The organism is Selenomonas sp., assembly GCF_052169755.1.
Lineage (GTDB): Bacteria > Bacillota > Negativicutes > Selenomonadales > Selenomonadaceae > Selenomonas.
This window is the reverse complement of record NZ_JBQNBV010000009.1, coordinates 1-20,512: the sequence shown is the minus strand read 5'-3', so window position 1 is coordinate 20,512 and position 20,512 is coordinate 1. Positions and strand designations below refer to the sequence as shown.

The 20,512-nt window shown below is 54.9% G+C and carries 16 protein-coding genes; all 16 read right to left on the bottom strand.

Translation table 11 applies throughout. From position 1 onward, the window contains the following. Positions 1 to 91: 91 nt before the first annotated feature. Entirely contained in the window at positions 92 to 817 is a 726-nt protein-coding gene (locus ACTTKG_RS01545; protein ID WP_442672502.1) for a 7-carboxy-7-deazaguanine synthase QueE, read from the bottom strand. Positions 818 to 820: 3 nt separating this feature from the next. Then, positions 821 to 1,201 carry a 6-carboxytetrahydropterin synthase QueD gene (gene queD / locus ACTTKG_RS01540; protein WP_442672501.1) on the bottom strand — a complete coding sequence of 127 codons (381 nt, stop codon included), beginning with the start codon at positions 1,199 to 1,201 and terminating at the stop codon, positions 821 to 823. Positions 1,202 to 1,258: 57 nt separating this feature from the next. Continuing rightward, positions 1,259 to 2,530, bottom strand: a complete 1,272-nt coding sequence (locus ACTTKG_RS01535) for a glycosyltransferase family 2 protein (protein WP_442672500.1) — start codon at positions 2,528 to 2,530, stop codon at positions 1,259 to 1,261. Positions 2,531 to 2,565: 35 nt separating this feature from the next. Then, positions 2,566 to 3,267 carry a CDP-diacylglycerol--serine O-phosphatidyltransferase gene (gene pssA / locus ACTTKG_RS01530; RefSeq protein WP_442672499.1) on the bottom strand — a complete coding sequence of 234 codons (702 nt, stop codon included), beginning with the start codon at positions 3,265 to 3,267 and terminating at the stop codon, positions 2,566 to 2,568. After that, entirely contained in the window at positions 3,252 to 3,905 is a 654-nt protein-coding gene (locus ACTTKG_RS01525) for a phosphatidylserine decarboxylase family protein (protein WP_442672498.1), read from the bottom strand. The genes pssA and ACTTKG_RS01525 overlap by 16 nt, the downstream gene beginning before the upstream one ends. Before the next feature lie 161 nt (positions 3,906 to 4,066). Next, the gene (locus ACTTKG_RS01520; protein WP_442672497.1) at positions 4,067 to 4,822 is read right to left on the bottom strand and encodes a WecB/TagA/CpsF family glycosyltransferase; all 756 of its coding nucleotides are present in this window, start codon (positions 4,820 to 4,822) and stop codon (positions 4,067 to 4,069) included. Then, positions 4,803 to 5,768, bottom strand: a complete 966-nt coding sequence (gene ribF / locus ACTTKG_RS01515; RefSeq protein ID WP_442672496.1) for a riboflavin biosynthesis protein RibF — start codon at positions 5,766 to 5,768, stop codon at positions 4,803 to 4,805. Before ribF ends, ACTTKG_RS01520 begins: the two co-directional genes overlap by 20 nt. A gap of 29 nt (positions 5,769 to 5,797) precedes the next feature. Next, entirely contained in the window at positions 5,798 to 6,679 is an 882-nt protein-coding gene (gene truB / locus ACTTKG_RS01510) for a tRNA pseudouridine(55) synthase TruB (protein WP_442672495.1), read from the bottom strand. Next, complete coding sequence (locus tag ACTTKG_RS01505) at positions 6,679 to 7,638, bottom strand: DHH family phosphoesterase (protein WP_442672494.1); 960 nt, start codon at positions 7,636 to 7,638, stop codon at positions 6,679 to 6,681. The genes truB and ACTTKG_RS01505 overlap by 1 nt, the downstream gene beginning before the upstream one ends. A 5-nt stretch (positions 7,639 to 7,643) precedes the next feature. Continuing rightward, positions 7,644 to 8,003: a 30S ribosome-binding factor RbfA gene (gene rbfA / locus ACTTKG_RS01500; RefSeq protein ID WP_442672493.1), complete on the bottom strand. Its 360-nt coding sequence runs from the start codon at positions 8,001 to 8,003 to the stop codon at positions 7,644 to 7,646. A 15-nt stretch (positions 8,004 to 8,018) separates the two neighbouring features. Further along, on the bottom strand, positions 8,019 to 10,496 hold the full coding sequence (gene infB / locus ACTTKG_RS01495; RefSeq protein ID WP_442672492.1) for a translation initiation factor IF-2: 2,478 nt from the start codon (positions 10,494 to 10,496) through the stop codon (positions 8,019 to 8,021). Positions 10,497 to 10,515: 19 nt separating this feature from the next. Next, positions 10,516 to 10,806, bottom strand: coding sequence for an RNase P modulator RnpM (gene rnpM / locus ACTTKG_RS01490; protein WP_442672491.1), 291 nt, complete (start codon positions 10,804 to 10,806; stop codon positions 10,516 to 10,518). Next, positions 10,803 to 11,900 (bottom strand): transcription termination factor NusA, encoded by a 1,098-nt coding sequence (gene nusA / locus ACTTKG_RS01485; protein ID WP_442672510.1) that lies wholly within the window; start codon positions 11,898 to 11,900, stop codon positions 10,803 to 10,805. The genes rnpM and nusA overlap by 4 nt, the downstream gene beginning before the upstream one ends. 70 nt (positions 11,901 to 11,970) lie before the next feature. Next, positions 11,971 to 12,423 (bottom strand): ribosome maturation factor RimP, encoded by a 453-nt coding sequence (gene rimP, locus ACTTKG_RS01480; protein ID WP_442672490.1) that lies wholly within the window; start codon positions 12,421 to 12,423, stop codon positions 11,971 to 11,973. Between the two features lie 207 nt (positions 12,424 to 12,630). Further along, complete coding sequence (gene rpoC / locus ACTTKG_RS01475) at positions 12,631 to 16,716, bottom strand: DNA-directed RNA polymerase subunit beta' (RefSeq protein ID WP_442672489.1); 4,086 nt, start codon at positions 16,714 to 16,716, stop codon at positions 12,631 to 12,633. 17 nt (positions 16,717 to 16,733) lie between these two features. Beyond that, positions 16,734 to 20,468 (bottom strand): DNA-directed RNA polymerase subunit beta, encoded by a 3,735-nt coding sequence (gene rpoB, locus ACTTKG_RS01470; protein ID WP_442672488.1) that lies wholly within the window; start codon positions 20,466 to 20,468, stop codon positions 16,734 to 16,736. Positions 20,469 to 20,512: the final 44 nt, after the last annotated feature.

The following is a 20,512-nucleotide window of genomic DNA, read 5'->3' as shown; positions in this document are numbered from 1 at the left end:
TCCTATCTTCAGATATTCGGACGGCTTCATTTTATCAGAGTTTCCTTGCAATTATCGGTGCAGGAAAGAACATATTCGAATGGCGCAGCCCCTAGAGCAGTCCCATCATACGATGTGCCTGCGGAATGACGCGAACCTCTGGCAAAGTACGCGCAGCCTGCGCTTGCAGGCGAAGCAGTTTCCCCGCCGACGGCGCACGCAAACCGCCAAATGGCGTGACCGGCTGGAGTACGAGAAGCATTTGAGGAATGGTGTTTGCGATGAGCTGCACCGCCTGCTGCAGTTCTTCTTCCTCTGTATTTTCCGCTACGACGATTTTGACATAGGCATCGTGACCGCGCAGCAGACACAAAAATCGCTCGTGCGCCTCCCAGAGCGGTTTTCCTGTGCTGCTCGGCAGCTTGATATCCATGCTGACATAGGTGACTACATCGAGCAGACGTTCCATCTCTTCGTAGAGCGTGCCGTTCGTTTCAAGAAAGAGCGGCGCTTTTACTTCGGAAGCAAGTGCGCGGATGAAGCGTGCGTGAAGAAGCGGCTCTCCGCCGGTCAGACTGATGGAGTGATGCTGCACGGGCTTGACGAAAGCACGGATTCTTTTGGCGACTTCCTTCACGGATAGGGGATTCGGAAGTTTTTCATATACGCCCGTACCGGGAAGCGTTTCTATTTGACAGCAATCCGCCGGCTGGAATCTCGTATCGCAGAACCGGCATCGGATGTTGCAGTCGGCGAAGCGGATGAAGGCTTGACGTGCGCCGATATACTTCCCCTCTCCCTGTATGGAAGAAAATATTTCGAGGATGTTTTCTTCCATACCTTAGTCGTCCTCGCTGTATGTCACGCAGGCGCGCGGCGATTCCCAAACGCAGACGGCAGCAAGATGTACAGGCGCCGTCTGAAACAGATCATGATTCTTGAGTTTGTCATAGATGTATTGCGCGATATTTTCTGCCGTCGGATTCATCGTGCAAAAAGGCTCCAGTTCATTTAGGAAGCGATGGTCAAGTTCATCGGTCGCTTCCTTGAGCGCTGCCTTTGCTTCTTTGAAGTCGATAAGCATACCGAGGTCATCTAAGACTTTTCCGGTGATCTTCATCTCCACTTTCCAGTTGTGTCCATGCAGACGATCACATTTTCCCGGATAATTTACAATGCGGTGCGCAGCTTCAAATTCTGCTTCGACTTTAATTTCAAACATAAAAATTTTCCCCTTTATCAAACAGGCTGCCGCGAAACTGCGGCAGCCTGTTTTCTTTTATTGATTGGATGCGTCGCGCCCTATCGTCGTATTCTTCACGTTGCCGATGATGTCGTCATAACTCATGGCGCGCGTGTGCTGCGTATGGCTCCACTCATGATCGTTTCGATGGATGAATCCAAGGAAGATGATGGGAACCCACGAATAGATGAATACAGGATAAAGCAGCATATAAAACCAAGCTTTCCACTTGACTTGGATTTTGAGCAGGATGATCATGGGCAGGATGTATTGTCCAAGCATAATCGCGGTCATGAGCTGCGAAGGGATGATATTGTAGATGTTTGTGTAAAATGGTGGAAATGCCGATTGGATGTAGCTGATTGCGATGAAAAAGGTGGAAATCATCAAAAAGTGCGGCTGCAGGAGGTAAAGACAGCCGTCAAGGATGCGGATGTCGCGGCGCTTGATCCCCTCTTTGAGCATTTTGGGGATGTAGCGATGCGCCACGTCAAACTGCCCCTGCGCCCAACGCTTGCGCTGACGCCACGACTGCATGAATGTCAGCGGCTTCTCATCGTAAACGATGGCGTCGTGCGCCCATGTCGTCTTGATGCCTTCCGCCAAGGACTTCATTGTAAACTCCATGTCCTCCGTCAGACATGTCGCACGCCAACCGTAGCGCTCAAGAACATCGGTCGTAATACACATGCCCGTGCCGCCAAGCACCGCGGAAAGACCGATGTTCGTTTTTGCCAGATGACTGATGTGGTCGATGACCCAAAAGGCGATGGCAAAGGTTCCGGCAACCCATGTATCATAAGGATTCTTCGCATCAAGATAACCTTGAATGATGCGATCGCCCTTACAGAGGCGATTGTTCATTTCCATCAGGAAACGCGGATGAACGAGATTATCCGCATCGAATACGACGACAGCGTCGTACTTTTTTTCCATCTTAAAGAGGCGCTCGAACATCCACTCCATAGCGAATCCCTTGCTCTTCTTCGTCGGATGCGTTCTTTCACAGACGATGCTGCCGTAACTGCGCGCGATCTCCGCCGTGTTGTCGTTGCAGTTATCCGCAATGACAAAGACATCATAAAGCGTCTTTGGATATTCCAACGACTGCAGATTCTGCAGCAGCTGTCCGATAACAGCGCTTTCGTTATGCGCGGCAATGATGACGGCAAAGGTCTTTTTCGGAGTCAGGATCTTATTCTCACTCCTGCGCCACATGCCGCAAAAGCCGATAAAGAAATAATACAACGTAAACAATAATATGATGACTTGCAAAGGAAACATCACAATGTCAAACGCATAATTCATAAACGTCTTTCCCCTTTATTCCATCAAATGCCGCCTTATTTACGAAAGAGCCGTGATAAGCTGAAATTGAAAAGACCAAAAACAGAATATGTGCTGAAAACACCAAAAAGCACGGCGCTCAAAACCGCATCGCGCCCCAGGAACAGAATGCCTCCAAAAAGCAGTATGGCGAAAACTTTTGAAACAAGGAAAATTTTTTCACCCTTCCCCTTGAAATCCGGATAATGTACTTCACTGATCATAAGATAGGCGACGACGATCATCACCAACGGAAAAGCCGGCTCAAGCGACGCCGTTTCCATGCCGATGGAGCGGAAGAACCAGATTGCAGTCGCCACAAGACAGCCGCCCGCCGGAATCGCCAAGCCCATGAAGAAACCGTGTACGACAGCGACATTTACATTGAAACGCGCCAAGCGCCATGCGCCGCACAGAGCAAACGCGATGGCGACAGCCCATCCGAAATAGCCGTAGTCCTTCAGGCAATAGGAATATGCAAGAAACGCGGGCGCGACGCCAAAGGAAACGAGATCGCACAGCGAATCCATCTCCTTGCCGATCTCACTGCTCACGCCGAAGAAACGCGCGGCTCGACCGTCCAAGCCGTCCGCCACCAGTGCGAACAGGATGAAGATGGTGCTCCATGTATAATTTGCATTGTATGTGGACAGAATTGAGCAGAAGCCAAGCACCAGATTGGCTGAGGTCAATATATTGGGAATCAAGCTCTTATACATGTTTCACCAAGCCTTCCGATCACTGTTTCACCGCCGACGACCTTGTCGCCTTTCTTTACAAAAATCTCTACTTCCGCCGGCACGACGAGCTCTGTACATGAACCAAAGCGAATCAAGCCGTACAGCTCCCCCTTTTCTAACACATCGTCAAGCGTGACCCACGAAACGATGCGTCGTGCAAGGATACCGGCGATCTGCGTGACCGTCACGCGCAGCCGCGGATTTTCTATGCCGATCATGTGCCGTTCGTTTTCGAATCCTACGGTATCCTTATATGCCGGCCGAAAGCGTCCGCATACATACTTTTGAATCTTGATCTCTCCCTCGATGGGGCTGCGGTTCACATGGACGTCGAATACAGAGAGAAAAATGACGACCTTCTTGCACGGCTGCTTCAAAAAATCATCATCTTCGAGAGAAACGACTTCCTGCACCGTTCCATCTGCCGGAGAAACGATCGCCAACGGATCCGCCGGAATATTCCTCTTCGGATTGCGAAAGAAGTAGGCGAAGTAAAATGCCAGAATGATCAAGGGAACGGCAAGGTAAGGGTGTACTGCCAAGCCGGCAATCATCCCAAGAACGAGGGCTGCAAGAATGAAAACGTATCCCTCGCGAACAACTGGGAACAGCAACATAGGCAATACCTCCTTACACATCTTTGCGCAACACAAGAATCTGCAGATATTTATTTTCTCTGCAGAGTACATTCATCATAGACTCTCTTAAAAAACCACGGATAAAATGCCGTCTTCCAGATTTGCACAGCTGGGAGCTGAATGCATAGGTATTTCCCTAATTATAGTCTAGCTCCATTTCTTTGTCTACTCTTTTTATACGCCATGACCTTGCATACGAAGCGCGGCAGCGCCATGAGCCTGCCCGCGCGCTTCGGCTGCAGCGCTCCGCGAAAGAGCCATTCGAGCTTTGCCTTCTGCATCCAGCGCGGCGCGCGCTTCATGACGCCCGCCATGACGTCGAGCGTGCCGCCGACGCCCATAGAAACGGGGATGGAAAGTTCGTGCAGATGCGCAGCAAGCCACTTCTCCTGCTTGGGCACGCCGAGTGCGGCAAACAGAATGTCAGGCGATGCCGCTTGAATTTCACGGAGAATTTCCGGCTCATCCTTTTCTGTGAAAAAGCCGTTTCGAACACCGACGATTTCGATTCCCGCATATAGCTTCTCCGCTTTCTTCTTCGCCTTTTCGGCTACGCCCGGCGCCGCGCCGAAGAAAAAGATGCGATACCCCTTATGCGGAGCCTCACGCATGAGTTCCTGTGCGAGATCGTAGCCTGCCACGCGCTCCGGCATAACATGCCCCAGATGGTGCGCCGCCCAAACGGTGCCGGCGCCATCGGGGACGACGAGCGCTGCGTCGTTTAAGATCATCTTGAGTTCTTGATCGTATGTCGCACGCATGATCATTTCTGCATTTGCCGTGGCGATAAGCGCAGGATCCCGCGTCTCAATGAAGCCTTTGATGCACTCCACGGCTTCACTCATCGTCAGAGCATCCACATGGATTCCTAAAATGTCAGCCTTGCTTTTCGCCATGCGGCAGCCTCCCTGCTTGCACAGATATATCCCAAAAACGATGCGCCTGTTCGATGTCGCAGTGAATCTGTTCAATCAGTGCGTCTACACCGGAAAATCTCTTTTCATCGCGAAGTTTCCCCAAGAAATCCAGACGAATTTTCCTGCCGTAAAGATCGCCGCCAAACTGCAGGATATGTACTTCTATCCGCCGCTCTACTTCCTCAAACGTGGGATTGGAGCCGATATTGGCGACGCCCATATAAACGGCGCCGTCAAAGTGGACGCGAACGGCATAGACGCCGTTTGGCAAGAGCGCGTATGCATCATCTAAAGCGATATTGGCAGTCGGAAAGCCGAGTGCGCGGCCGCGCTGCTCACCGTAGGTGACGACGCCTGCATAATCAAGCGGCCATTGCAGATACTCATTGACATGCGCAAGATCGCCTGCAGCGATCAAGCTGCGGATCCGCGTGCTGCTCACCATCTGTCCGTCGCGCAGCACGGAACCGCCGATGCGCGATATAAAGCCGTAATCTTCCCCCATCTTCTGCAAAAGAGCAGAGTCGCCCTTGCCTTGAAAGCCGAACGTGTAGTTTGCGCCTACGACAACATAAGCGGGCGAAAAATTCTCCTGCAGCAGCTTGAGAAAGCCCGTTGCCGAGATGGCGGCAAAATTTTTCGTAAAAGGGACATTCATGAGAATATCTACACCGAGTTTTTCGATGATCGCTTCTTTTGAGTCGATATCGCGAATCCGTTTGGGCGCGCGCTCAGGAAAAACGACGGAGAGCGGATGATTTTGGAAGGTGAACGCCATGCTGACGCCGTCGATTTCGGCTGCCAGTTCCCGTGCCCTCTGCAAGATGCTTTGATGTCCGATATGAACGCCGTCAAAGGTTCCCAACGCTATGACGACGCCCCGATAGGAATCCGCTAAATGTGTGATTTTGGAAAACCGCTGCATGGATCAATCTCCCCGCAATCGAAATGCCCTCAATCGGACATCTCTCGAAATACTTTGACAGGACGAAGCTCTTGCATCGCCGCTTCATAGCGACCGATGCCAAGGAAGCGTCCCCTGCCATAGACGCGCAGAAGTTTTTCTTCTGCCGTAAGCTCCATGCCGCCTGTCGAAAGACCATGAAGAAACGGCTGGATGCGATGCTCGGGCATCTCAAAGCGCGGCAGATGCAAAACCGCCGTTTCTGCCGGCACGAGCGTCTCTTCGCCGAATCGCGCGATCTCCTCCAAGGAAAAAGCCTCGCGCAGAAAGAAACTGCCGACGCGCGTACGCAGCAGAAATCCCATCGTCGCAGGTATGCCCAAAGCCTCGCCGAAATCGCGGCAGAAGCTGCGCACATACGTGCCTTTTGAACATTCGAGATCGAAAAGAAACTGCGACTTGTGCGCTTCAATAAGGCGCAAATCGTGAATCGTCACCTGACGCAGCGGCATTTCAACCGCTTGCTTCTCGCGTGCAAGCTCATACGCCCGCCTGCCATGCAGCTTGATCGCCGAGTAAACGGGCGGACGCTGTAGAATCGTGCCGGTGAATTTCTGCATCGCCGCAAGTACGGCTTCTCTCGACGGTATAGGGAAATCACGTCTGCATTCGAGGATGGCGCCGCCGTCATCGCCTGTATCCGTTGAAACGCCGAGCAGCAGTTCCAAGCGGTAGGCTTTCCCCGCAGAGGATATGTACTCGACGAGCCGCGTGGCATGACCGAGAGCGACCGGCAGAACGCCTGCGGCTCCGGGATCGAGCGTACCGGCATGTCCCACGCGCTTTGTATGAAAAATTTTACGCACGTTTGCCACAACATCGTGCGAGGACATGCCCGGCGGTTTTAAGACATTGAGAAATCCCGCCGCCATTACTTTTCCGCCATCGCTTTTCCAAGCGCATCGAGAATCGTCATTTTCGCCTCGCTAAAGCCCATTTTGAGCGTACAGCCCGCCGCCCTTGCATGACCGCCGCCGGAAAAGCTCGCCGCCACCTTGCTCACATCCGTATTCTTAGAGCGCATACTCACGCGGAAAACATTGTCCTCTTTCCATTTCAAAAGGACGGAAACATCGCTTCCTTCGATGGTGCGCATTGCGTCGATAAGCCCCTCCGTCGAATCAAGCGTTTCTGCGGCGGCGCGATCAAGGAAGATGCCTGCGAGTCTGCCGTCATAAAGAAGTTCGGTCGTTTCGAGTGCGCGAGCCATGCCTACAACGCGTGCAAACGGCTTCGCTTCTACGGCTTCTGAGATAAGCCCCGGCTCTGCGCCGCGCTCTAAGAGATCCGCCGCCGCACGCATGGTAAAAGGCGTCGTGTTCGGAAAGCGGAAAAACCCTGTATCCGTTGCCAATCCTGTATAGACAGCCATAGCGATGTCTTTCGTAATTTCCTCCCCAATCTCGTGCAGCAGCCGATAGATGATTTCTGCCGTTGCCGCACTGTCCGGATCCAGATAGACTGCCGGACAAGCGAGAGGATTCGTGACATGGTGATCGATGTTGAGGATCTGCGACGGAGAAAACGCTTCCAGCACCTTGCCCACCCGCTCGCTGCTCGTATCAAGAATGAGCAGCAGATCGACAGCCTCTTTCTCACTGTCTGCTGTAACGATCGGCTTTTCGATGATATCACCGGCATGAAGGAACGCAAAATTGCTCGGAATATCGTCGTCGATGACGACACGCACCCTTTTGCCGAGGCTGCGCAGACAGTGCATGACGCCCAAAGACGAACCGATGGCGTCTCCGTCGGGATTGACATGCGCCGTGATGATGATGTTTTGTGCCGCCTTGAGCAGTTCGCCTGCTTCTTTCAATGAAATCCGCATATTTCTCACTCTTCCGCTTTGTCGTTTTGATTCACACGCATCAGGAGTTCTTGGATATGCGAGCTGTATGCAAGCGAATTATCCAGAGCAAAGGAAATCTCCGGCGTAAAGCGCAGGCGTATGCGCCTGCCGATTTCCCGCCGAATGAATCCCAAGGAACTTTTCAGCCCCTGCAGCGTGTCTTGCAGCGCATCGTCTTTTCCCATGATGCTCACAAAGATTTTTGCTTCCCGAAGGTCGCCCGTCATCTCCACTTTCGTCACGGTGACGAAGCCGATGCGCGGGTCTTTCAGCTCTTGCAGAATGATTTGGCTGATTTCCTGCTTCATCAGTTCCTGCACTTTTTCTATGCGAAGCTGGCTCAATTCCTCTCACATCCTTCAAGCATTGTCCCCAGAGGACGTTTCCTTCTTCGTATGCTCCTGCTGATCGCGCTTCTTGGCAGCTTCCTTGTTCGCTTCTGTGATGGATGTTTCGATTTCTTCCATCGTGTACGCTTCGATGATGTCGCCTTCTTGGAAATCGCGGTAATCCTTGATCGTGATGCCGCATTCGTAGCCGGCGGCGACTTCCTTCACATCATCCTTGAAACGGCGCAGAGAATCAATCTCTCCATCAAAAGCCACAATGTTGTCGCGGATGATGCGAATCTTCGAGGCGTTCGTAATTTTTCCTTCCAAGACATAAGATCCTGCAACAAGCGCTTTCGAAAACTTCATCACCTGGCGGATCTCCACCTTGCCCTGCACGACTTCCTTGTACTTCGGCGCAAGCATACCAGACATGGCGTCCTTGACGTCGTTCAAGGCGTCATAAATGACACGGTATGTGCGAATATCAATGCTCTCGGCGTCCGCTACGCGGCGGGCATTGGCGTCGGGGCGCACATTGAAGGCGATGATGAGCGCGTTGGATGCAGCGGCAAGCATGACATCAGACTCGTTGACTGCGCCGACGCCGGAATGGACGATATTGACGCGCACTTCATCGTTTTTATTGAGCGAAAGCAAGGAGCTGGCGAGCGCTTCCACCGAGCCATGCACATCCGCCTTGATGACGATGTTGAGATCCTTGATGTTGCCGTCCTGAATTTGCTGGAAGAGGTCGTCCAGAGATACTTTCTTGCTGCGGATCAGCTCCGTACGCTTCTTTTCAATGCGCTTGGATGCAATGGAGCGTGCGAGCTTTTCATCGAGCGCCGCAAGGACGTCGCCCGCTTCAGGCACATCGGAAAGACCAAGCACTTCAACAGGAACGGAAGGTCCCGCCTTCTTCACATTTTCTCCGCGGTCATTGATCATGGCACGCACCTTGCCGAAGGTCGTGCCCGCGATGATGGAGTCGCCGATACGCAGCGTGCCGTTCTGCACGAGAACGGTCGCGACGGGACCGCGTCCCTTGTCGAGCTGCGCTTCGATGATGACGCCGCGTGCATCGCGGTTTGGATTCGCCTTGAGCTCCTTAACCTCTGCGACAAGAAGGACCATTTCCAACAGATCATTCAGCCCCTGCTTCTGCTTTGCCGAGACAGGTGTCATAATCGTGTCGCCGCCCCAGTCCTCAGGGATAAGCTCATGTTCGGAAAGTTCCTGCTTCACATGTTCGGGATTCGCGCCGGGCTTATCAATTTTGTTAATGGCGACGATAATGGGAACGCCTGCCGACTTCGCATGGTTGATCGCTTCAACGGTCTGCGGCATGACGCCGTCATCAGCCGCTACGACGAGAATGGCAATATCCGTCACCTGTGCGCCGCGCGCACGCATGGCTGTGAAAGCCTCATGCCCCGGCGTATCGAGAAATACGATCTTCTTGCCCTGACACATGACCTGATAGGCGCCGATATGCTGCGTGATGCCGCCCGCCTCATGCGTTGATACCGAGGTCTTGCGAATCGCATCGAGAAGCGACGTTTTGCCGTGATCGACGTGTCCCATGACCGTGACGACCGGCGGACGAACAACGAGCGACTTAGGATCGTCCTCGATCTCAGGAATCTCCGTGGGATCCGTCTCGGGCGGCAGTTCTTCACAAGTGACGCCAAATTCGATGGCGACGAGCGCCGCTGTCTCATAGTCGATCTCCTGATTGATCGTAGCCATGATGCCCATGAGCATGAGCTTCTTGATGACTTCCGTCGCCGTATAGCTCATCTTGCTCGCGAGATCCTTGACGGCGATGCTCTCACCGACCTTGATATGCGTCGGATGTGCAATCTCTACCTTAGGGGCGGGCTGCTTCTGACGCTGATTGTTGCGGCCGCGATTGTTCTTACTGCCTCCGAACTTGCCGCGGCTGCTGCCGCCGCCGCGATTGTTCCAGCCGCCTGCGTTGTTCGCGGCTCCGCCGCCAGCAGAACTGCCGCCGCGATTGCGATTGCCGCCCTGCCCATTGGCATTGCCGCGCTGTGCACCGTTACCGCCGCGACGCTCCTGCGATGGCCGCTTTGCTGCACCGGCGTTCGCTGAAGCGCCTGCATTCGCGCCTCGCTTTTGCTGGGACGCACCGCTTTGCCGCGGACGATTCGCCGCAGGGCTTGCACCCGTTCCGCCGCCGCTTTTGCCGCGCGGCGACCTGCGTCCGCCGCCGGAAGCGGCATTTGCCTGCGCCTGCGCTTGCCCCTGCGGCTTCGGCTTATTTTGCGGCGCTTTCTTCTGTGCGTCCGCCGGAGGCGTTTTCGGTGCGGCGGGCGCTGCCTGCTTCGGCGCGAAGGCGCGTGCTACGGCTGCGCGTTCATCTTCACCGACACTGCTCATATGGTTTGCCACACGGAATTTATTACGCGCTAAAATATCTAAGACAACCTTGCTTTCCGTTTGGAACTCCTTTGCCAATTCATAAACTCTATACTTCGACATCGATCCACCCCCGTTGATTTCAGCTTTCTTCCCTTGCTGCCTCGTTCGGGAAAATCTCTTTCCTCAGACTCTCATACACGGCAGCTTCTACATTGCTCTTGAAAGCTCTTTCAAAGCCATGCTCTTTCGCTGCACGGCGGAAACATTCCTCATTGCGGCAAATATATGCTCCCCGTCCGGGGCTTTTGCCTGTCAGATCCACAAAATACGCCTGATCCGGACTGCGGACGACACGGATCATATCCTTCTTCGGATGCGTCGTGCGACAGCCGATGCACATGCGTTCCGGGCTTTTTTTCAAATTTTTCATACGGCATCGCTTTCAGCAGTAAACGACTCTTCGCCCGTCACCTCTATGACATTCATGCTTTCATCAAGAGTTTCTGCCGCCGCCTGCTCTTCGTTCTTTATGTCAATCTTCCAACCTGTCAGTTTTGCTGCCAAGCGGACATTTTGTCCCTCTTTACCGATCGCAAGAGAGAGCTGATAGCCGGGAACTACGACGCGCGATTCCTTCGCGTCTTCGTTGATGGCGACAGAAATGACCTTGGCGGGACTCAAAGCGTTGGCGATGAATTTCGCCGGCTCAGGATTCCACTTGACAATGTCTATCTTCTCGTTGCGCAGCTCATCCACGATCGCCTGCACGCGCATCCCCTTGTGACCGACGCTCGATCCGACGGGATCAACATTCTCATCCTTCGAGTAAACGGCAATTTTCGAGCGCATTCCCGGCTCTCGCGCTACCGACTTGATCTCCACGACGCCTTCTTGAATCTCAGGCACCTCAAGCTCAAAAAGCCGCTTCAAAAGTCCCGGATGCGTTCTTGATACAAGAACCTGCGGGCCCTTGACCGTATTGCTGACTTCGATAATATAGGCTTTGATGCGGTCGCCATGATGATATTCTTCTCCGGGAATCTGTTCTGTCGGCGTCAGAACCGCTTCCGTTTTGCCAAGGTCTATGAATACATTCTTCGCTTCCGTGCGCTGCACAAGACCCGTAACAATATCGCCGTCGCGATTGGAAAATTCTTCGTAAACGATGCCGCGCTCCGCCTCACGGATGCGCTGCACGACGACCTGTTTTGCCGTCTGCGCTGCAATGCGCCCAAACTTTGCCGGCGTCACCTCAATCTCGATGATGTCGTCAAGTTCATAGTCGGCTTTGATCGCGCGCGCTTCACCGAGCGAAATCTCTGTAACGTCGTCAACGACCTCTTCCACAACGGTTTTCGTCGCGTAAACATGATACTTGCCCGTCACGCGGTCCAATGCAACCCGTACATTCTGCGCAGCATTAAAGTTGCGCTTGTAAGCTGAAATCAGAGCCGCTTCGATCGCATCGAAAAGCACCTCTGTTTCGAGGCCCTTCTCCTTCCCCAATGCATGTACGGCCTCCAAAAAACCGCCTTCGTTCTCCTTCTTCTGATCCTTCTCTTTCCTGCTGGCCAACGCTCTTCCTCCCAAATGGTCAAAAATCTATGTGCAGACGCACTTGTGCCGTTTTTTCCAAAAAAATTTCTCTTTCGCCGTCTAAAACGATGGCATTTTTCTCTCGGTCGTAGCCCGTGAGCGTCCCCACCCAGATCTTTTCGCCGTCCACGGGTGCATAGAATGTCACCTCGACCATCTTGCCCTGCTCACGCTCGAAATCTCGTGCCTTTTTCAAAGTGCGATCCAGTCCCGGCGACGAAACTTCCAAGATATATGCCTCGTTCAGCAAGTCTTTCTCGTCAAGGATTTTCTCAAGTTCCTCACTGACTCTTTGACAGTCATCAATCTCAATGCCACCCTCTTTATCCAAATAGACGCGCAAATACCAGTCACGTTCCTTGACATACTCAACATCGACGACTTCCATAGCGGAATCTCGAACGATGTCCTCAACGATCGCCTCCACGGCCTCTTCCAGTTGTTTTGCCACAAAAGCCCTCCTCTTTTGCCGCGCATACTTCACACAAGAGCCGCCTCTCTTGTTAAACAGGCTCCTGTGCATAAGATGAAAGAGTGGGCTGACGCCCACTCTTTCATACAAACGACTTAAATTGACTTCTGTTATTGTATCATCAAATGTAGAAAATGTAAACAGTGAAATCTTTTCGGCTCTTTGCTGCTTGTGATGTCAGCTTTCTCAAGCGCCGATATTTTCTTCTTCCGCCGTTTTCTCCGCCGTCTCTTCAACAGGCTCTTCCGCTTCCGGCGTCGATTCTACAGCCGATGTCTCGTCTTGATCGGCGGCTGTTTCCTCGCCATCGCCTTCGGGCGGCTCGGGCACGGGGGGATTCGGATCGACGACTGCGACGTTTCGATAGCGCCCCATACCCGTTCCGGCAGGAATCAGCTTGCCTATGATGACGTTCTCCTTGAGACCGATCAGCGGATCGACCTTGCCCTTGATAGCAGCGTCGGTGAGGACGCGTGTCGTTTCCTGGAAGGATGCCGCCGAAAGGAAAGAATCGGTTGCCAGCGACGCCTTCGTGATGCCGAGAAGAATCGGCTTTGCGACGGCAGGCTCACCGTCGGCTTCGATGGCGACAGCATTCGCGGCTTCAAAGGAGTTGATATCGACGTATTCGCCGGGCAGGAAACTCGTCGTTCCTGCCTCCTCGATCTTCACCTTATGGAGCATCTGGCGCACCATGACCTCGATGTGCTTATCGTTGATCTCAACGCCCTGCGACTTGTAGACCTTCTGCACCTCGTAGACGAGGTAGCGCTGCGTGTCGCGCAGACCGCAGACGCGCAGGATGTCGTGCGGGTTGATCGAGCCTTCCGTCAGGCGATCGCCGGGTACGAGATGATCGCCGTCGTGCGCTACGAGACGTGCGCCGTAGGGAATCGCATACTCGCGCGAGTCACCCGATTCAGGGACGATCAGGAGCTTTCTCATGCCCCTGCCCGTATCCGTGATCTCGACCGTTCCTTCGATCTCGGCGATGATCGCATGGTGCTTGGGCTTTCTCGCTTCGAAAAGCTCTTCGACGCGCGGCAGACCCTGCGTGATGTCCTCGCCGGCGACGCCGCCCGTATGGAACGTGCGCATCGTGAGCTGCGTGCCCGGCTCGCCGATAGACTGCGCGGCAATCGTACCGACAGCTTCACCGACCTCGACTTCCGTCTGGTTCGCGAGGTCGCGTCCGTAGCACTTGACGCAGACGCCGAACTGTGATTTGCAGGTCAAGACGCTGCGGATAGACACGCGCTCGCGCACCGCAGCAATCTTTTTGGCAAGCGCTTCGTCAATCGCATCGTTGAGCGAGGCGACTTTTTCTCCCGTTTCGGGGTTGAAGATGTCCTCGGCAAGCACACGGCCTGTGATGCGATCTTCCAGCGATTCGATGATGCCGTTGCCCTCCTTGATGGCTTCGACTTCAATGCCGCGCACGTTGTTATTACGCACCTTGAGTTCCTTGGCGTCACTTGCAAGGATCGCCTCGATCTGCTCTTGTGTCAAAGCGACCGCAGCGGGAACAACTTCCACGCCTGCACTGTCAACAACGGCATAGCGCGTTTCTTTGCCAAGCATCTCGTGAATCATGGCGTGCTTAATCTCAGCACGACGCGCCTCATCGGGTTCACCGAGGGCGATCTTCTCCGAAACCATTGCACTGCTGATAATGGCTTCGGACGTCAAAGACGAGCCGCGCAGAACAATCTCATGCACATTTTCTTCGGCGAGAAGCTCCAAATCGCCCTCTGTCAGCACCGTATCCTGCGGCAGGAGAAGTTCCCCCGTCTCCGGGTTCACAACATCCATCGCCGTCAGGCGACCGACCAGCTGCTCATCGAGAATCTCAATGGCATCTGCCGCCGATTCGGCAAGACTCGCACGCTCACGCAGCAAGTTGATGCTCTCCACATCGCAGTCGTCCTCACGCACGATGACATCCTGCGCGACATCCACGAGACGGCGCGTGAGATAGCCCGAGTCCGCCGTGCGAAGCGCCGTATCGGCAAGTCCCTTTCTCGCACCGTGCGAGGAAATGAAGTAGTCGGAAACAGTAAGACCTTCACGGAAGTTCGCTGTGATCGGCAGGTCGATGATCTTGCCCGACGGGTCAGCCATGAGACCGCGCATACCGGCAAGCTGACGCATCTGCTGCTTGTTGCCTCGCGCCCCCGAGTCCGCCATCATGAAGATGGGGTTGAAAGCGTCCATGTTGTCCATCATGGCGTCCGTCACATCGTCCGTCGCCTGCGTCCAAAGCGCGATGACCTTGTTGTAGCGCTCCTCATCGGTGATGAGACCGCGGCTGAACTGCCGCTCAATGCCGTTGACCTGCGTTTTCGTCGCAGCGAGGATCTCCTGCTTCTTCTCGGGCACGATGATATCGGAAATCGCGACCGTCATGCCTGCGAGGCACGCATAATGATAGCCAAGATTTTTGACGTCGTCGATGACGGCAGCCGTACGTGCAGCGCCGAAATGGTCAAAGCAGTTTGCTACGAGCTTGCCAAGCTGCTTCTTATCCATGCGGATGCCAAGGCTCCACTGTCCCGTTTCCTCGTCTTTGTGGTAATAGCGAAGCTCCGGCGGCAGAATCTCATTGAAGATCATGCGGCCGAGCGAGGTCCTGACAAGACCGTATTCCTTGATGCGCACCTGAATCTCCGCCTGCAGGGCAAGTTCTTGATGCTGATACATCAAAAGAGCTTCCTCGATGCCCGTGACGAGCTTGCCTTCGCCCAAAGCGCCGGGCCGAAGAATCGTCAGATAATACGCGCCAAGCACCATATCCTGCGTCGGCACGATGATCGGTCTGCCGTCCTTCGGCGCGAGGATGTGATTCGCAGCGAGCATGAGTATGCGCGCCTCTGCCTGTGCTTCTGCCGACAGAGGCAGATGAATCGCCATCTGGTCGCCGTCGAAGTCCGCGTTGTACGCCGTGCAGGCGAGCGGATGGAGCTTCAGTGCGCGCCCTTCTGTCAACACAGGCTCGAATGCCTGGATGCCGAGACGATGCAGCGTCGGCGCACGGTTCAAGAGGACAGGATGCTCCTTGATGACCTCTTCGAGCATATCCCAAACCTCGGGACGCGCTCTCTCAACCATACGTTTGGCGCTCTTGATGTTGTGCGCGACTTCAGAACTCACGAGCCGCTTCATGACGAAGGGCTTGAAAAGTTCCAACGCCATTTCCTTCGGCAGACCGCACTGATGCAGCTTCAGCTCAGGCCCGACGACGATGACGGAACGCCCCGAATAGTCGACGCGCTTGCCGAGAAGATTCTGGCGGAAGCGTCCCTGCTTGCCCTTGAGCATATCGGAGAGCGATTTCAGCGGACGATTGCCCGGCCCCGTGACGGGGCGGCCGCGGCGGCCATTGTCGATCAAAGCGTCAACGGCCTCCTGCAGCATACGCTTTTCGTTGCGAACGATGATGTCCGGCGCACCGAGATCCAAAAGACGCTTCAAGCGATTGTTGCGGATGATGACGCGGCGATAGAGGTCATTCAGATCACTCGTCGCGAACCGTCCGCCGTCAAGCTGCACCATAGGACGAAGCTCGGGCGGAATGACGGGGACGGCGTCAAGCACCATCCACGAGGGGCGATTGCCCGACTTGCGGAACGCCTCGACGACTTCGAGACGACGGATCGCGCGGATCTTGCGCTGTCCGCTGACCTCGCGCAGATCCTTGCGAAGCTCCTCGTTCATCTTATCGAGATCAAGCTCCGCAAGAAGCTCCTTTACCGCCTCGGCTCCCATGCCCACACGGAAAGCGCTGCCGTACTTCGCACGGTTGTCGCGATACTCACTCTCCGTCAGAAGCTGCTTCTTGATGAGCGGCGTATCGCCCGGATCGAGCACGATGTAGGAAGCGAAGTAGAGAACCTTTTCCAAAGAACGCGGAGAAATATCCAAGATGAGTCCCATGCGGCTCGGTATGCCCTTGAAATACCAGATATGAGAAACGGGAGCAGCAAGCTCAATATGACCCATGCGTTCGCGGCGCACCTTGGCGCGCGTCACTTCGACGCCGCAGCGGTCGCAGACGACGCCCTTATAGCGAATCCTCTTGTACTTGCCGCAGTGGCATTCCCAATCGTGCGTCGGACCAAAGATGCGTTCGCAGAAGAGTCCATCGCGTTCCGGTTTGAGCGTACGGTAGTTGATCGTCTCCGGCTTCTTGACCTCACCATAGGACCACTCGCGGATCTTGTCCGGCGAAGCCAGAGCGATGCGCATCGAGTCAAATTCGTTTACATCCAACAACGAGGGTTCACTCCCTTCTACTTATCCGAGAAATCGTCGTCGTTCATCGCACTGTCAGCGATGTCGTCCAACGCCCCCAGGGCATCAAGACTCCCAAGATCGGCAATGATATCATCGCCGTCCGCCTCTTCGGATGTCTCCTCTTTCTCGGCATCTTCGCCCGCTTCCGCAGGCGGCTGTTCCCGCTCTTTCTGTGCCGCGACGCCCGCAACATCGAGATCAAGCTCACGCGCCGTCGCATTGATATCATCGTCATCATCATGAATGACGATCTCCTGTGCGTCTTCGGTAAGAACCTTGATGTCAAGACCGATGCTCTGCAACTCTTTGATGAGCACCTTGAACGATTCGGGGACGCCGGGTTCAGGGATGTTCTCCCCCTTGACAATGGCTTCGTACGTCTTGACGCGTCCGACAACGTCGTCGGACTTCACCGTGAGAATTTCCTGCAGGGTGTATGCCGCACCGTAGGCCTCAAGCGCCCAGACCTCCATCTCTCCGAAGCGCTGGCCGCCGAACTGCGCCTTGCCGCCCAACGGCTGCTGCGTGACGAGCGAGTACGGACCTGTCGAGCGCGCATGGATCTTGTCGTCGACAAGATGGTGCAGCTTGAGCATATAAACACAGCCGACCGTCACGCGGTTTTCAAAGGGTTCACCCGTGCGTCCGTCGTAGAGGATCGTCTTGCCGTCCTCAGGAAGCCCCGCCGCGCGAATCGTACCGAACACCTCGGCGTCGCCCGCGCCGTCAAAGACCGGCGTCGCGATATGAACGCCCGCGACATCGGGCTTCGGCAGACCATGCGTCTCTACATCGTAGCCGATCGAGCGCAGACGCTCGCCCACCGTCGGATCGCCTGCCTTGATCTGCATTCCGAGCGCACGCACCGCCATGCCCAGATGCGTTTCCAAAATCTGCCCGATATTCATGCGCGAAGGCACGCCCAACGGATTGAGAACGATATCGACCGGCGTGCCGTCCGGCAGGAACGGCATGTCTTCCTGACGCATGATGCGCGAGACGACACCCTTGTTGCCGTGGCGGCCGGACATTTTGTCGCCGACCGAGATCTTGCGCTTCTGCGCGATGTAGACGCGCACGAGATTGTTGACGCCCGGCGGCAGCTCGTCGTTGTTTTCGCGGCTGAACACCTTGACGTCTACGATCTTGCCCGCCTCGCCATGCGGCACACGAAGCGACGTGTCGCGCACCTCGCGCGCCTTCTCTCCGAAGATCGCACGCAAAAGCCTCTCTTCCGCCGTCAGCTCCGTCTCGCCCTTCGGCGTGACCTTGCCCACAAGGATATCGCCCGGCAGCACGTCTGCACCGATGGAAATGATACCGCTCTCATCGAGATCTTTCAGCGCATCTTCCGCAACATTGGGGATGTCGCGCGTGATTTCTTCCGAACCGAGCTTCGTATCCCGCGCATCGCACTCGTACTCCTCGATATGAATGGATGTATAGAGGTCGCGCTTCACGAGATTTTCCGAAAGAAGCACGGCGTCCTCGTAGTTATATCCTTCCCACGGCATGTAAGCGACGATAATATTGTAACCGAGCGCAAGCTCACCGTGATCTGTCGCCGGACCGTCGGCGATCGGCTGCTTTTCGAACACTTCCTCGCCCTTCTCGACGATCGGGACCTGATTGATGCAGGTGCCTTGGTTCGACCTTTGATATTTCTGCAGCTTATAAATGTCGAGATCGCCTTCATGCGTGCGCACCTGTATCTGATCTGCCGTGACCTTTTCAATGACGCCCGCACGCTTCGCGAGAATCATGACACCCGAGTCGCACGCTGCCTTGTATTCCATGCCCGTGCCGACCAAAGGCGCCTGGGTGCGCAAAAGAGGCACAGCCTGACGCTGCATGTTCGCCCCCATCAAAGCGCGGTTTGCGTCGTCATTCTCAAGGAACGGAATCATCGCCGTAGCGATGGAAACGACCTGCTTCGGCGAAACGTCCATGTAATCGACGCGGTCGCGCGAAACGAGAACCGTTTCCTCATTGTGGCGCGCCGTGACGCGCTCGTTGACGAACCAGCCGTTTTCATCGAGCGGTTCGTTCGCCTGCGCGATGACGATCTTGTTTTCTTCATCCGCCGTCAAATAGCGCACATCGTCCGTCACGCGCTTCGACGCCTTATCCACCTTGCGATACGGCGTTTCCATGAAGCCGAACTGATTGACGCGCGCATAGTTCGAAAGCGAGCCGATCAGACCGATGTTCGGACCTTCCGGCGTCTCAATCGGACACATGCGCCCATAGTGCGAATTGTGGACGTCGCGCACCTCAAAGCCCGCGCGCTCACGCGAAAGACCGCCGGGACCGAGCGCCGAGAGACGGCGCTTATGCGTAAGCTCGGACAGCGGATTGTGCTGATCCATGAACTGCGAGAGCTGCGACGAACCAAAGAATTCCTTGATTGCGGCGACGACGGGACGGATGTTGATGAGCGCCTGCGGCGTGATGACATCGACGTCCTGAATCGTCATGCGTTCCTTGACGACGCGCTCCATACGCGAAAGTCCAATGCGGAACTGGTTTTGCAGAAGTTCGCCGACAGAGCGCACGCGCCGATTGCCAAGATGGTCGATGTCGTCCGTCGTGCCGAAACCGTCCATGAGGTTCAGCAAATAATTGATGGACGCCATGACATCGTTGCAGGTAATCGTACGATGATTGTAAGGCAACGTGCGCGAGCAGAGCATCTTCATGCTCTTGCCGTCGCCGTTCTGCGTGCGCACGAAGAAAACGGCAGGCTTATCCGCACCGAAAAGCGCATCTTCCTGCTCCGCCGTAATCTTATCGAGCATCGCCTCATCGACGACGACATCCGCCGCGACGACGACCTCGCCCGTCTCTGTATCCACGATCGGCTGCGAGAGCACCTTGCCAAGGAGCCGCCTCTTCCAGCCGAGCTTTTTCGTCAATTTGTAGCGGCCGACCATCGCAAGGTCATACCGCTTGGGATCGAAGAAAAGGCTGTCGAGGAGCTGCTGTGCGTTGTCAACCGTCGGCGGTTCACCGGGACGCAGACGCTTATAGATCTCGACGAGCGCTTCTTCCTTGGAATTGGCGCCATCACGCTCTAACGTCGCCTGGATGCGCTCATCGTAGTTGAACAACTCGGCAATCGCGCTGTTGGAACTGTAGCCGAGCGCACGCACGAGAATGGTCACGGGCAGCTTCCTCGTGCGGTCGATGCGCACAGAAATGACGTCGTTTGCATCCGTCTCAAGCTCAATCCACGCGCCGCGATTCGGGATGATCGTCGCATTGTAGAGCTTCTTGCCCGTCGGATCAATCGTCTCGCCGTAGTAGGCGCCCGGCGAGCGCACGAGCTGACTGACAATGACGCGCTCCGCACCGTTGATGATGAAGGTTCCTGTATCTGTCATGAGCGGGAAATCGCCCATGAAAACTTCCTGCTCCTTGATCTCGCCCGTCTCGCGATTGATCAGGCGCACGTTGACGCGCAAAGGCGCCGCGAGCGTAACATCCCTCTCCTTGCACTCGTCAAGCTCGTACTTCGGCTCACCGAGCGAAAAGTTCTCAAAGGACAGCACAAGATTTCCAGTAAAATCTTGAATCGGTGAAATATCCTGGAAAATCTCCTGCAGGCCCTCCTTCAAGAACCATTCGTAAGAGTTTCTCTGAATATCCAAAAGATGCGGCATATCCATGACTTCCTTGATTCTCGCATAGGTATACCTGTTTCTCTTGCCCACCGGCACAGGACTAAACATTAAATCCCTCACCCCTTAGCCAAAATTTGGTTCACAACCAAAAA